The sequence below is a fragment of the Amycolatopsis sp. NPDC005232 genome (assembly GCF_040607795.1).
GTDB lineage: Bacteria > Actinomycetota > Actinomycetes > Mycobacteriales > Pseudonocardiaceae > Amycolatopsis.
Map to the genome: position 1 here is coordinate 1 of NZ_JBEXHL010000017.1, position 13,112 is coordinate 13,112.

Sequence of the window (13,112 nt, forward strand, 5' to 3'; positions counted from 1 at the left end):
AGCGCACCTCACGCACGACGCCTCAGGCCGGCGGCGGGCGACAGCTACGGACCACCGCGCCCCGCAAGTGGCCAAGCCGGTCCCACCAACCTGTGGCGCCTCAGTTGAGGGTGGTGGCGGGGGCATGGATGGAACAACCAATGCCGCAGGGGGGAAGTGCTAGAAGCGAATGCCGGCGAGCTGGGTGCCCTGGGCGACCAGTTTGCCGGTGCTGTCCCAGATGTGGCAGGACTCGTCGACGCGGCCGTCGGTGATCAGGTGGGCGCGGTGGAGCACGCGGAGCGGGCCGGGCGCCGGACGGGCACGGACGTAGGCCGTGAGCTCGAGGGTCGGCACCCAGCCGCTGGCCGAGATGTCGAAGGTGGCCGGCGGGAACGCGTCGACGGCGAACAGCAGGCTCACCGGGTCGAACGGTTCGTCGCCCGGCAACGCGAGGCGGCCGACGAGCTCGCCGCCGCCGGAGGGGCCCGCGGTGAACACCCGCGCGCTGGTGGTGTCCAGGCGGACCTCGATCTCGTCCATGATCGACACCGGCAGGCCGGACGGTGTGGCGCCCGGGACGCGGAACGGCGAGTCCACCTCGAGCCGCGGGTCGGGCAGGCCGTCCTGCCAGTACGGCTCACCGTCGGCCAGCGTGCCGACGGTGAACAGGGCCTCGACGGCCGTCTTGCCGTCCTGCACGAGGCGGCCGCGCACCTGGCTCGCATTGCGGCCGGTGCGCAGCGTCTCGATCTCGACCTCGGCCGGGCCCGGGTCGGGTGAGCGCAGGTAGTGGGCGCTGGCGGCGAGCACGTCGGAGTGCTCGCGCTCGGTGACGGCGGCGCGCGCGATCAACGCCAGCAGGTAGCCGCCGTTGGGCTTGCCGCCGATCGTCCACTGCGGGCTGATGTCCGCGTCGAAACCGCCGGGCGACCGCCGTTTGACGGCGGACACCGCGGCGAAGGTCGTCGTGCTCACCAGGACCGCCTCCTCGCCGGGCAGAGGGTTGTTCCACGCAACTTAGCTCGCCCGGTCCTTGCGTGCCCGTCGAGTGAGACGGAAACCACGCCCGTCAGAACCCGTACAGCCCGACCGGGTTGTCGACCAGGATCCTTCGGCCTACGTCCGGGCCGGTCCATTCGAGCAGCCGGGCCAACGCCCGTGCGTCGTCGATCGGCTCGAACGGCTCGACGCTCAGGCGGTTGCCCGGAGTGCGCGGCCGGCCACCGGTGTGGGGCCAGTCGGTGCCCCACAACAACCGGTCCGGAGCGGCGGCCGCCAACGCGCGAGCCAGCGGCGCGACGTCCGCGTGGTCGACAGCAGTGGAAATCCGGTGCGGCGCAGAGAGCTTGACGTACGCCGCACCGGATCGCAGGAGGTCGGTCAGCTCGGGCAACCCGGGCTGACCGAGGTCGGGAGAAGCGAGCGCGAAGTGGTCGAGGACAACCGGCACCGGCAGCCGCGCGAGGTCGTCGGCCAGCGCCGCGACCACGGACAGCTCCGTGAACACCTGCAGGTGCCAGCCGAGGTCCGCGATGGCCGCCGCGGTCGCGCGCAGCGGCGCGAGGGCCACGGCCGGGTCGTCGATCGCGAACGTCGCCAGGTTCACCCGCGCCCCGCGCACCCCCAGGGTGTGCCACTCCCCCAGCGGCGCCGATGCGGCGGGGTCGAACACCACGACGCCACGTGCCCGGTCGCCCCGGACGCGCAGCTGCGCGAGCAGGCACGAGTTGTCCGTGCCGTACGGGCTCGGCTGCACGAGCACCGCCCGGCTCACGCCGAGCCGCCAGTGCAGCTCGTCCAGCTGCTCGCCGCTCGCCGGGCCGGGCGTGTAGGCCCGGTCCCCGGCGTAGGGGAACCGCGGGTCGAAGACGTGCACGTGACAGTCGCACGAACCGGAGGGCACCCTCGTCACCGCACGGCGCCCGCGAACTCGGACAGCCGGGCCAGCACACCGTCGTCGACCGGCACGCCGTCGCGCAGCTGCCGGTGGTAGCGCGCGAGCTCGAACTCACCCGGCAGCCGCACGGGCTGCGCCGGGTCCGCGGGCGGCGTGGTGTGCAGGATGCCGGCGAAATCGTCCATCCGGGACGCCAGCTCGGGGCCGGGCACGAGCTTCGACGCGTCGATCAGGAAGAACACGTGGCCCAGGTTCTGCGGCCGCTCCGGATCGACGCTCCACGAGCTGATGCGCGTGAGGTACCCGGCACCGGAGAGCACGCCGGCGAACAGGTCGACCATCACCGACAGGCCGTAACCCTTGTGCCCGCCCAGCGGCTGCAGGAACCCGTCCAACGCGGCCGCGGGATCCGTCGTCGGCTTGCCGTCGCGGTCGGTGGCCCAGGTGTCCGGAATGGACTCCTCCGCCGCCGCGGCCGCGCGGATCTTCGCGCGCGCCGCCACGCTCATCGCGATGTCGAGCAGCACCGGGTCACCGCCGGGTGTGGGCACGCCGATGCCGAGCGGGTTGTTGCCCAGCCGCGCCTCACGGCCGCCCCACGGGGCGATCGTGGTGGTCGCGTTGCTCGCGATGATCGCCGCGAACCCCTGCTCCGCCGCGCGGAACAGGTACGGCATCACGGGCCCGAAGTGGTTGCTGCCACGCACAAAGGCCGCCCCCAGGCCGGTCGCCCGGGCCGAGGCCAGCGCCGCGTCCAGCGCGTGCGAGCCGACCAGAGGCCCGATGCCGTTGGCACCGTCCACCCGCGACAGCGCCGGCGCGACCTGGTCCACCGCCACCTTCGCGTGCAGGTCGACGCCGCCGAGGCGCGCGCGGTCGAGGTACTGCGGGATCCGCGCGACGCCGTGTGTGCGGATGCCGAAGAGGTCGGCGAGCACCAGCACGTCGGCGACGCGCGCGGAGTCCTCTTCGGACATCCCGTTCCCCGCCAGTGCGCGGGCCGCCAGCCCGCGCAGGTCCTCGGCGGTGATCTGGGTGTCGCCGGTCATCGGTGTTCTTCTCCTTCGGTCAGGTCGAACTCGGTGGTCGTGGCGAGGTCTTCGCCGAACCACGAACGGATCCCGGCTCGCCGGGTGTCCGTGTAAACAGGACGGTCGTGCCACAGCATCGGCACGTCGTGGCCCGGCACGAGCAGCGTGTCCGGGTGTTCCCGCCACAGGGTGAGGATCTTGTGCACGGACGCGCGGCTCGCGTCGCGGTCGAGCGTCATGTCGACATCGCCGCCCAGGAGCTCCGCGCGGTTCTTCGCGGCGTCGCCGCTGAACAGCACGGAACCGGCCACCCGGAACACGAGCGAGCCCGGCGTGTGCCCGGCCGCGGCGAACGCCTCGACGCCGGGGAAGATCTCACCGTCTTCGCTCACCCGTCGTGTCCGCGGGTTGCTCGCCAGATCGGCGGCGTACAGCTCGGGCAACGGGTCGAACCCCGGCTCGCGCCCCGCCGCCCACTCCAGCTCCGCCGCGCCCACCCACACGGTGGCCGACGGGAAGAGCAGGTAGTTCGCGGCGTGGTCGTAGTGCGCGTGGGTGAGCAGGATGTCGGTGACCTCGCCCGGATTCACGCCGTGGCCGGCCAGCCGCTGCGCGAGCAGAGAGCGCATTCCGAACGAGCCCGTGTCGGCCAGGATCAGCCGCTCGCCGTGGCGCACGAGGGTGACGCTGCTCCAGCCGAGCCCGCCGTGCTGGGTGCTCTTGCCGGGATAGCCCTGGGTCAGCGGAAGGATGTTCACCGCGCCTCCGGGGAAACCACGTCGGCAACGGGGACCACGGCCTCGTCGTGGTCGAACGTTCGCCGCGCGCGGAACGCGACGATCGCCGTCACCAGGCCGAGCACGGCCAGGTACACACCGAGGCCGTACGGGCCGCCGGTCACGTCGTTGAGCCACACGCCGATGATCGGGCCGGTGCCGCCGAACACGGCCTGCGCCACGTTGTAGGCGAGCGCCCCCGCCGTGACGCGCACGGCCGTCGGGAAGATCTGGCTGATCGCGAGCAGCGCCGGCAGCGCGAGCAGCCCCTTGCAGGCACCGATGAGGGCGCCGCCGGTGAACGCGCCGACCCCGCCACCCGCGGCGAGCGCCAGCGACGGCACCGCGAGGATCGCGACCACGAGCCCGGTCAGGCTCAGGGCCTTGCGCAGCCCGATCTTGTCCGCCACCGGACCCATCACGAGCGTGCCGGCGATGACGAGCACGTTGCTCACGATCGTCGCGTTGTAGGCCTCGGTGCTGTCGAGCTTGCCGACGTTGATGAGGAACGTGGTGAGGAACGACGTGATGGTGGTGCTCAGCAGCGCGTAGCTCGCGGTGCAGACGATGAAGATGACGATCGGCACCCAGTGCAGGCGCAGGGCGTCACGCAGCGGAGTGGCGGCGGCCTTCGCCTTCTCGCGCGCCTTGACCAGCAGCTCGAACTCCGGGCTCTCCTCGACCTTCGAGCGCAGGTACACGCCGAACGCGGCCAGCGGCAGGCCGACGAGGAACAGGATGCGCCAGCCGAACGTCTGGTACTCGTCCTTCGTGAGGATGCTCGAGAACACCCGTGCGAGCAGCGATCCACAAAGGATCCCGATGAACGTGGTGGCGATCAGCGTGCTCACGTTGCGGGCGCGCTTCGCGGCCGGGCTGTGCTCGAACACGAAGCTGATCGCGCTCGCGTACTCGCCACCCGCGCCCATCGACTGCGCGAGGCGGCACACGAGCAGCAGCACCGGTGCCAGGAGGCCGATCTGCGCGTAGGTGGGCAGCACACCCATGAGCGCGGTGCCGAAGCACGTGAACAGGATCGAGATCGACAGCGCGCGGCGGCGGCCGTACTTGTCGCCGATCCAGCCGAAGAAGATGCCGCCGATGGGGCGGGCGATGTAGCCGAGCGCGAACACGGCGTAGGTGTTGAGCAGGGCCACGGCGGGATCGTTGCCGGGGAAGAACTTGGCGGCGATGATCGTGGCGACCACGCCGTAGACGCCCCAGTCGTACCACTCGGCGAAGTTGCCCGCAGAGGCCGCGATGATGATGCGGCGCCGGCGAGCGCCGGTGAACTCGAGCTCCGTGTTCATGACGGGTGTTCCGTTCTCTTCATCGGGAAAGGAGTCAGGTGAGCCGGGCCGCGACCGCTTCGGCGACGGCCGTCGGGCCGCCCGTCGCCGAGCCGTCGGGGCGGATGCCGATGTCGCCGGCCCCGAGCGCGCCGGCGACGGCCGCGCGCACGAGGTCACCCTCGGCGACGTGGTGCAGGTGGTCGAGCATCATCGCGGCGGCGAGGATCTGCCCGATCGGGTTCGCGAGGCCCTTGCCCGCGATCGAGGGCGCGCTGCCGTGGATGGGCTCGAAGTACGCGCTGACGTCGCCGATGTTGCCGGAGCCGCACAGCGAGATGCCGCCGACGGTCGCGCCGCCGAGGTCGCTGAGCACGTCGCCGAGGAAGTTCTCCATCACCAGCACGTCGAAGTCGCCGGGACGCAGCACCAGGGCCTGGGCCGCGGCGTCGGCGTAGAGGACCTCGGTCTCGACGTCGGGGAAGCCGGCGGCGACCTCGAAGAAGATCTCGCGGAACAGCGCGTGGCTGCGCAGCACGTTGCTCTTGTCCACGCAGGTCACGCGGTGTTTGCCGTCGTTGGGCGCGCCACCGCGGGCAGCCGCGAGCTCGAACGCGCGACGGCAGATGCGCAGCGTGCCCTCGCGGGTGGTCATGAGCGTGTCGGACACGGCCCAGCGGTTGCCGACGCCCTTGCCGCGTGAGGCGTAGAGGCCTTCGGTGTTCTCGCGGACGATGACGTAGTCGATGCCGCCGGCCTTCACCCCGCCCAGCGCCGACGTGACGCCGGGCAGCAGCAGCGCGGGACGGACGTTGGCGTACGCGTCGAGCCCGATCCGCAGGATGCCGCCGAGCAGGCCGGCCTCGGTGCCGTCCGGGAACCGCACGTCGGGCAGGCCGACCGGGCCTTTGAGCGTGGCCGCGACGGCGGTGCGCAGGTAGTCGAGGTCTTCGGGTGAGCAGGCCACGCCGGTGCGGCGGTAGGTGTCGGCACCGGCGTCGACGTCGGTGTAGCGCAGCTCGAAGCCGCTCTTGGCCGTGACCGCGCCCAGCACGGTGAGCGCGGCGTCAACCAGCTCGGGACCGATCCCGTCCCCGCGGATGACGGCGATGTCGTGAACCTGCACTGGCGCTCCACCTCGAAAATCAATACAATCAACATTGAGAGTCAACATTGACGAGAACGACGAGACCGTAGGCCTGTCCGGAATCCGTTGTCAACCCGATGTTTCTGTTCCGTGACAAGCATCAGCGGTCACTAGACTCGCCGCGAATCGTCAACGCGGCACGAGATCGCCGGAAAAGGAGGGGTCACCAGTCGTGAGCACCGACACTGAGGTGCTGTCGATCGCCGAGGCAGCCGACGTCCTCGGGGTCAAGCAGAGCACGGTGTACGCCTACATCAGCCGTGGCCTGCTGAAGCGCCACCGGCTCCCCCGCGACCGGCGCAGCTGGCTCTCGCGCAGCGAGGTCGAGGGCTTCGGGCAGCGCAAGGGCACGCGCACGCTCCTGCACGACGACGAGCCGGCGGTCTCGTCCGACACCAGCCAGGTCGCGCGCCTCGACGGTGACACGCTGCTCTACCGCGAACGTGACGCCGTGGAGCTCGCGCGCACGGCGTCGTACGAAGAGGTGGCCGAGCTGCTGTGGGAGCAGCCCGACGTGGCGCCCGCGCGGGACCTCGAGCCTGAGCTGGTCTCAGCCATCGGCCGGCTGCAGGACACCATGCCGGCCGACAGCCTGCCGCTCGACCGGCTCAAGGTCACCGCGACGCTGCTCGGCGCGCGCGACTCCTTCCGCTACGACCTGTCCGTGCCGTCGGTGCTCTCGGCGGCACGCACGATGGCGCCCGCGTTCGTGGAGTCGCTGCCGCAGCCGGGCGCGGTGTGCGAGCGCGGCCGGCCCATCGCGGAGCGGCTGTGGGGCCGGCTGACGGCGGAACCCGCGACGCCGGAACGGATCGCGGTGCTCTCGGCCGCGCTGGTCCTGCTGGCCGACCACGGCCTCGGCCCGTCGACGCGTGCCGTACGCGAGGCCGCGGCCAAGGCGGCGGACCCGTACTCGGCCGTGCTCGCGGGCATGAGTGTCGCGAGTGGACTGTTACTGGGCGGTGGTTCGTCACTCGCCGTGCAGGCGTGGCTGGGTGACATCGCTTCGCCCGCCTCGGTTTCGCGGGTGCTCGAACAACGCCTCCTGCGCGGCGACCGGCTGTCCGGCTTCGGGCAGCCGCGATACCGCAGTGCCGATCCCCGCGCGTCGGAGCTGCTGCGCCTGCTCGCCGAGGCGCCCGCGGACCCCGAACGGCTCGCGATCGTCGAGGCCGCCATAGACCTCGTCCGCCGCCGGCGCGATCTCGAGCCGAACGTCGAGTTCGCGTTGGGTGCCTTGTGTTTCGTGCACGGCATGGCCGAGGGCGCCGGTGAGGCGGTGTTCGTGATCGCCCGCACGGCGGGGTGGATCGCGCACTCGCTGGAGACCTACACCGGCCGGTGAGGACGCCTCAGCCAAGGCGGCTGCGGCGGTGGGCGGCCATGCGGACGGGCGCGTTGACGGCACCGTAGCCCGCGTAGCCGTCGAGGCGTTGCAGGACCTCGAAGAACACGCGCCCGCCCAGGATTTCGGTGAAGAAGTGCAGCAGGGCGCCGTGTTCGTCGCGGTCGTAGAGGATCGAGTGGGCACGCAAGGCTTCGAGCAGGTCCGGTGGCGGGGCCAAGCGGGCGTCGAGGTCGTCGTAGTAGTTGCCGGGGATCGGCAGGAGCGGGGCGCCGAGGTCGCGCATCGCGCGGGCGCTGGCGAGCGCGTCGGCCGTGGTGAAGGCGATGTGCTGCGGTTCGCGCACGCCCGGGGCCCAGTCGCCGCGGCGCAGCAGGGCGGAGTCCAGGGCGATGCGCACGGTGCCGTTCTCGGTCCCGCCGCGCACGGTGCGGCTGCGGACCAGACCGAACGGCGCCGCGAACTCCGTGACCGGGTCGGGTTCGAGGCCGAGCACCGCGCGGTAGAACAGCGCGGCCTCGTCGAAGTGGTCGAACGGCTGCGTCAGCGACACGTGGTCGACTCCCGTGACGCCCGCGTCCTTGGCTTTTCCTGCCACCGCGGCGAAATCGTCGAGCCAGCTGTCGCCGGGACCGGTGCGGCAGAAGAAGACCGAGGTGCCGTCGGGCGCGGCGACCGCGGACAGGTCGGCCTCGCCGGCGCTGTGCGTGCGCGGCAGCACCGGCGCGAGCAGACGCTGCGCACGGTCCGCCGAGGTCACCGGGTCCGCGCTCTCCACCCCCAGTGCGGCCACTGAGGCGGTCTCCTCGGCCGCGGCGGAGGAATTCACGAGGATCCGCGCTTCGCCCTGCTGCCACAGCGCAACGGGTTTGGTCCGGTGCTGCCCGACGTGCGCGAAACCGAGTGCCGCCAACGCCTGCCCGACCTCGGCACCGGCCGTGGCGATCTCCGTGAACGCGTGCCCGCTCAGCGCCGGCGCGGCGGGCAACGACGTCGCGCCGAGCGATTCCTCCAGCGCCAGCAGCGATCGCATGGCATCGACGGCGGCCGGGCCGGGGTCGGCCTGGCGGAACACGTCGTTGAACACCTCCAGCGACAGCGGCCCTTCGTAACCGGCCGCACGCACGTGGCCGGTGAAGGCCCTGAGGTCGAACGCGCCCTGGCCCGGGAAGAGCCGGTGGTGGCGGCTCCACTGCAGCACATCCATCTCCAGGCGCGGCGCGTCGGCCAACTGGAGGAAGAACAGCTTCTCCCCCGGGATCGTCCGGATCGCGGCGGGATCACTGCCCCTGGACAGGATGTGGAAGCTGTCGAGGCACAGCCCGAGCGCGGGGTGCGCGGCGCGGCGCACGATCCGCCACGAGTGCTCGTAGGTGTTCACGAACCGGCCCCACGCCAGGGCTTCGTACGCGATCCGCAACCCGCGCGCGGCGGCGCGCTCGGCCAGCGTGTGCAGCTGCTCGGCGGCGAGATCGTCGTCGTCCACCGCGTCCGGGGACACCGTGGAGCACACGAGCATCGTGTCCGCGCCGAGCTGCTCCATCACGTCGAACTTGAGCTCCGCGCGGCGCAGGTTCGCCGCGAGCACGACGGGCGCCACGGCCTCGAAGTCGCGGAACGGCTGGTAGAGGTCCACCGACAGGCCGAGGTCCGCGCAGTGCTCGCGCACCTGCTTCGGCGACCACGGCGAGGCGAGGAGGTCGCTCTCGAAGATCTCCACGCCGTCGAACCCGGCGGCCGCGGCGGCGGTCAGCTTGTCCTCGAGCGTGCCGGACAGGCAGACGGTGGCGATCGCGCGACGGAACTCGGTCCGCGCTTCAGTCGAGGACATCGGCGGATTCCCTTTCCCCTGGGGCGGCGAGGCGGTCGAAGTGCCGCCGCATGCGGGCGGCGTCGGGTTCGGCGCCGGTGAACAACGCGAGCGCGTCGGCGGCCTGGAACACGGCCATCCGGCCGCCGTCGAGCACGCGGCAGCCGCGTTCGGAGGCGACGCGCACGAGCTCCGTCTCCAGCGGCCGGTACACGACCTCCGCGACCCACAGCCGCGGGTCCAGCAGCTCGGCGGGTAGCGGCAGGCCCGGGTGAGCGGCCATGCCGACAGGAGTGGCGTGGACCAGACCGTCGGCGGTGGCCAGCGCCGACGCCACCGAGCCGCCGGCCGAAGCCCGCTCCGCACCGAAGCGCGCTTGCAGTGCCGCGGCGAGCGCCTCGGCCCGCGCGGGGTCCAGGTCGAGCACGCGCACGCGGCCCGCGCCGAGCGTGAGCAGGCCGTGGGCGACGGCCGCTCCGGCACCGCCCGCGCCCAGCAGCACGACGGAGCCCAGCGGCACTCCCGGCAGCCCCGTTTCGAGACCACGCGCGAAGCCGGACCAGTCGGTGTTGTGCCCGGCCGCCGTGCCTTCGCGGAACACCACGGTGTTCACGGCGGCGAGCGCGGCGGCGTCGGCCGACAGCTCGTCGAGGTGGTCCAGCACGACCTGCTTGCACGGGTGCGTCACGTTGAGCCCGGCGTAGCCCGCGGCACGCGCGGCCGCCACCACCTCGCCCGCGGCGTTCGCGGGCAGGCCCCAGTCGTCGAGGTCGAAGCGGCCGTAGGCGAGCCGCACGCCGAGCCGGCGCGCCTCCGCCTCGTGCAGCGGCGGGCTCAGCGACGGGCCGATGCCCGAACCGACGAGCCCGGCGAGCACGGTGCCCGGGCCGGAGCGGCGGGCGTGCTCGCGGACCGCGTCCACGACCGTGGCTGGGTACACAGGTTTCCTTTCGACGAGCCGGTGGTGCCGGGCGGGTTCGCGGCGAAGCGGCCTACAGTGGGACGAGATCCGTCCGGAGGGAGAAGGGACGTCCGTGGCCGCACCGTCGCCGGAAGACGCCGCCGGGAAAGACCGCACCCGCGACGCGGAGCGGACCAAGGCCGAGATCCTCGACGTCGCCGCCGCGGAGTTCGCCGAGAAGGGCTACGACGGCGCACGCGTGGAGGAGATCGCGGCGAAGACCCGCACGACCAAGCGGATGATCTACTACTACTTCACCAGCAAGGACCAGCTCTTCGTCACGGTGCTGGAGCGGGCCTACACGGTGATCCGGTCGCTGGAGCAGGAGCTCGACGTCGACCACCTCGACCCGGTCGACGCGATCCGTCAACTCGCCGAGCTCACCTTCGACCACCACGAGTCCCACCCCGGCTTCGTGCGGCTGGTGAGCATCGAGAACATCCATCGCGCCGAGCACATCGCGCGTTCCACCACGCTGTCGACGCTCGCCAACCCGGCGCTCGACGTGCTCACCCGCATCCTCGGACGCGGCCGCGCGGCCGGGCTCTTCCGCGAGGACGTGGACGCGCTCGACGTGCACATGGCCATCAGCGCGTTCTGCGTGTTCCGCACCGCGAACCGCTACACGTTCAACGCGATCTTCGGCCGCGACCTGCTCGACCCGGCCACGCGCGAGCACCACCGGCGCATGCTCGGCGACCTGCTCGTGAGCTACCTGACCGCGAGCTGAGGCCCTCACGCGATCCTCGCGATCCGGCCGGACGGATGGGTCGGGTAGCGGTCGAGCACGCGCGGATCGTGGCCCGGCAGGAAGATCCCCGACGCCCCGGCCAGCTCCCGGATGCGGTCGAAGCCGCCGTACACCCCGGTGGTCGAGTGCAGCAACGGCGCGGGGAGGTCGGCCTCGAGGTTCTCGTAGAAGTGGCTGGCGTCGGAGGCGACCACGACCGGGCCGGCCGCGGTGGCGATCCGCACCACCTGCGTGCCGGCGGTGTGCCCGCCGACGAGGTGGACGCTGAGGCCGGGCACGACGTCGGCGTCACCGTCGACGAGCCGCAGCCGGTCGTAGGCCCGGAGCCGGTGCAGCTCGACCTCGTCCAGCAGCCAGTGTTCGCGCGTGATGCGCTTGGCCCACGGCCCGGTCCAGTAGTCCATTTCGGACTGCTGCACGATACAGGTCGCGTCCGGGAAGGCGCTCGCCCGGCCGGCGTGGTCGTAGTGCAGGTGGGTGAGCACCACGTGGTCCACGCCTTCGGGCTCGACGCCGAACTCCGCGAGCAGAGCCAGCGGGTCGGTGTACTCCAGCCCGGGCACTTGCGCCGCGCGCCGCGGGTGCATCCCGGCGTCGACGAGCACCGTGTGCTCCGGTGAGACGGCGAGCCACACGTAGTACGCCGTCGGGTGCGGCTCGGTGGAATCCGTGCGGTGGCCCAGGAAGTGGTCTCCGCGGACGCCGTCGCGCCGGGCGTAGCACAGGGCGTGGACCTCGAACGTGCTCACTGCTGGACGCCGACCTCACTCGCCTGCCGCGCCGGCGCGTTCTTCAGGCCGAGCAACGCGGTCGGGACGCGGTAGGTCTCGCGCCCGGTGGCCACGGCGATCGCGTTGACCACGCACAGACCCGCGGTGAAGATCGCGACGCCGAGCCACGCGCCCCGCCCGTCACCGGCGACGGCCGCCGCCACGCTCGGCAGGAAACCGCTGATGGCGAAGCCGATCTGCGTGCCGATCGCGGTACCCGACAGGCGCACGCGGGCCGGGAACATCTCGCCGTAGAAGGAGGGCCAGATGGCGCTCGTCGCGGTGTAGACGATGCCGAACATGCCGATGCCGAGCACGAAGATCCACACGTAGCTGCCGGCGGCGATCGCGCCGAGGTAGCCGAAGATGAGTACCGCGCAGCCCAGCGAGCCCGCGATGAAGATCTTCCTGCGGCCCTTGCGGTCGGACAGCTTGGCCCACAGCGGAATCGAGATCACGGCCGCGACGTTGGCGAGCACGCCGACCCACAGCATCGGCGTTTTGCTCAGCCCCACCGTGTTCACGGCGTAGCTCAACGCGTAGACGGTGAAGATCGTGCTGACCGACGCGATGAGCGCGGCGACGATCACGCGCAGGACGTCGGCCCAGTGGTCGCGCAGCAGCACGGCGAGCGGCAGCCGGACGACCTCGCCGGCGGCGACCTCCTCGCGGAACACCGGCGTCTCCTCCACCGAGCGGCGGATGAAGTACCCGACCGCGACCATCACGGCGCTGAGCCAGAACGGCACGCGCCAGCCCCACGAGAGCAGCGCGTCCTGCGGCAGCGCGGCGACGGGCAGGAACACCGCCGTGGCCACGATCTGGCCGGCCTGTGTGCCACTGAGGGTGAAGCTCGTGTAGTACGCGCGGCGGTGTTCCGGCGCGTGCTCCAGGCTCATCGAGTTGGCGCTGGCCTGCTCGCCGCCGGCGGAAAGCCCTTGCAGCAGCCGCAAAACGACGAGCAGCACCGGCGACGCGACGCCGAGCGCTTCGTAGCTGGGCAGGCAGCCGACGAGCACTGTGGACAGACCCATGAGCAGCAGCGTCGCGATGAGCACGCGTTTGCGGCCGAACCGGTCGCCCAGGTGGCCGAGCAGTAGCGCGCCGAGCGGACGCGTGACGTAGCCGACGCCGAACGTCGACAAGGCCAGCAGCGTGCCCGCGGCCGGTGAGGACGCCGGGAAGAAGATCTTGCCGAAGACCAGCGCGGCCGCGGTGCCGTAGATGAAGAAGTCGTAGTACTCGAGCGCGCTGCCGATCCAGGCGGCGAGCGCCGCTTTCGCGGGCCGGCCCGCGGCGGGCGCCGCTCGATCTCCTCGACCGTTCACTTTTGTCTCCTCTGCGGTGCACCGT

Annotated in this window: 12 protein-coding genes; 2 read left to right on the forward strand and 10 right to left on the reverse strand. The window is 71.9% G+C overall.

The window, feature by feature from the left end:
- Window positions 1-159: 159 nt before the first annotated feature.
- The 6 genes from ABZU76_RS29270 to ABZU76_RS29295 form a co-directional block, all read right to left on the reverse strand.
- Window positions 160-957 (reverse strand): thioesterase family protein, encoded by a 798-nt coding sequence (locus ABZU76_RS29270; RefSeq protein ID WP_354875092.1) that lies wholly within the window; start codon window positions 955-957, stop codon window positions 160-162.
- 94 nt (window positions 958-1,051) lie between these two features.
- Window positions 1,052-1,885 (reverse strand): amidohydrolase family protein, encoded by an 834-nt coding sequence (locus ABZU76_RS29275; RefSeq protein ID WP_354875093.1) that lies wholly within the window; start codon window positions 1,883-1,885, stop codon window positions 1,052-1,054.
- Between the two features lie 5 nt (window positions 1,886-1,890).
- On the reverse strand, window positions 1,891-2,928 hold the full coding sequence (locus ABZU76_RS29280; protein ID WP_354875094.1) for an Ldh family oxidoreductase: 1,038 nt from the start codon (window positions 2,926-2,928) through the stop codon (window positions 1,891-1,893).
- Window positions 2,925-3,668 carry an MBL fold metallo-hydrolase gene (locus ABZU76_RS29285; RefSeq protein ID WP_354875095.1) on the reverse strand — a complete coding sequence of 248 codons (744 nt, stop codon included), beginning with the start codon at window positions 3,666-3,668 and terminating at the stop codon, window positions 2,925-2,927. Before ABZU76_RS29285 ends, ABZU76_RS29280 begins: the two co-directional genes overlap by 4 nt.
- A complete protein-coding gene (locus ABZU76_RS29290; protein WP_220239091.1) occupies window positions 3,665-4,996 on the reverse strand; it encodes an MFS transporter in 1,332 nt (443 codons plus the stop codon). Before ABZU76_RS29290 ends, ABZU76_RS29285 begins: the two co-directional genes overlap by 4 nt.
- A 34-nt stretch (window positions 4,997-5,030) precedes the next feature.
- Window positions 5,031-6,101: an isocitrate/isopropylmalate family dehydrogenase gene (locus ABZU76_RS29295; RefSeq protein WP_354875096.1), complete on the reverse strand. Its 1,071-nt coding sequence runs from the start codon at window positions 6,099-6,101 to the stop codon at window positions 5,031-5,033.
- A 193-nt stretch (window positions 6,102-6,294) separates the two neighbouring features.
- Between ABZU76_RS29295 and ABZU76_RS29300 the strand changes: the two genes are divergently transcribed.
- On the forward strand, window positions 6,295-7,467 hold the full coding sequence (locus ABZU76_RS29300) for a citrate/2-methylcitrate synthase (RefSeq protein ID WP_354875097.1): 1,173 nt from the start codon (window positions 6,295-6,297) through the stop codon (window positions 7,465-7,467).
- A 7-nt stretch (window positions 7,468-7,474) separates the two neighbouring features.
- Here ABZU76_RS29300 and ABZU76_RS29305 read toward each other — a convergent pair whose 3' ends face one another.
- Both ABZU76_RS29305 and ABZU76_RS29310 read right to left on the reverse strand, forming a co-directional pair.
- Window positions 7,475-9,298, reverse strand: a complete 1,824-nt coding sequence (locus ABZU76_RS29305; RefSeq protein ID WP_354875098.1) for a TIM barrel protein — start codon at window positions 9,296-9,298, stop codon at window positions 7,475-7,477.
- Entirely contained in the window at window positions 9,285-10,217 is a 933-nt protein-coding gene (locus ABZU76_RS29310) for a shikimate dehydrogenase (RefSeq protein ID WP_354875099.1), read from the reverse strand. Before ABZU76_RS29310 ends, ABZU76_RS29305 begins: the two co-directional genes overlap by 14 nt.
- 94 nt (window positions 10,218-10,311) lie before the next feature.
- Between ABZU76_RS29310 and ABZU76_RS29315 the strand changes: the two genes are divergently transcribed.
- A complete protein-coding gene (locus ABZU76_RS29315; RefSeq protein WP_354875100.1) occupies window positions 10,312-10,968 on the forward strand; it encodes a TetR/AcrR family transcriptional regulator in 657 nt (218 codons plus the stop codon).
- 5 nt (window positions 10,969-10,973) lie between these two features.
- Here the strand turns inward: ABZU76_RS29315 and ABZU76_RS29320 are convergent, their stop codons facing one another.
- Both ABZU76_RS29320 and ABZU76_RS29325 read right to left on the reverse strand, forming a co-directional pair.
- Complete coding sequence (locus tag ABZU76_RS29320) at window positions 10,974-11,738, reverse strand: N-acyl homoserine lactonase family protein (protein ID WP_354875101.1); 765 nt, start codon at window positions 11,736-11,738, stop codon at window positions 10,974-10,976.
- The gene (locus ABZU76_RS29325; RefSeq protein ID WP_354875102.1) at window positions 11,735-13,087 is read right to left on the reverse strand and encodes an MFS transporter; all 1,353 of its coding nucleotides are present in this window, start codon (window positions 13,085-13,087) and stop codon (window positions 11,735-11,737) included. Before ABZU76_RS29325 ends, ABZU76_RS29320 begins: the two co-directional genes overlap by 4 nt.
- Window positions 13,088-13,112 lie beyond the last annotated feature (25 nt).

What these genes read in the sequence shown, in the direction of transcription:
- ABZU76_RS29305 (WP_354875098.1), bottom strand. Translation starts at nt 9,298, where the DNA reads ATGTCCTCGACTGAAGCGCGGACCGAGTTCCGTCGCGCGATCGCCACC.
- ABZU76_RS29290 (WP_220239091.1), bottom strand. Translation starts at nt 4,996, where the DNA reads ATGAACACGGAGCTCGAGTTCACCGGCGCTCGCCGGCGCCGCATCATC.
- ABZU76_RS29280 (WP_354875094.1), bottom strand. Translation starts at nt 2,928, where the DNA reads ATGACCGGCGACACCCAGATCACCGCCGAGGACCTGCGCGGGCTGGCG.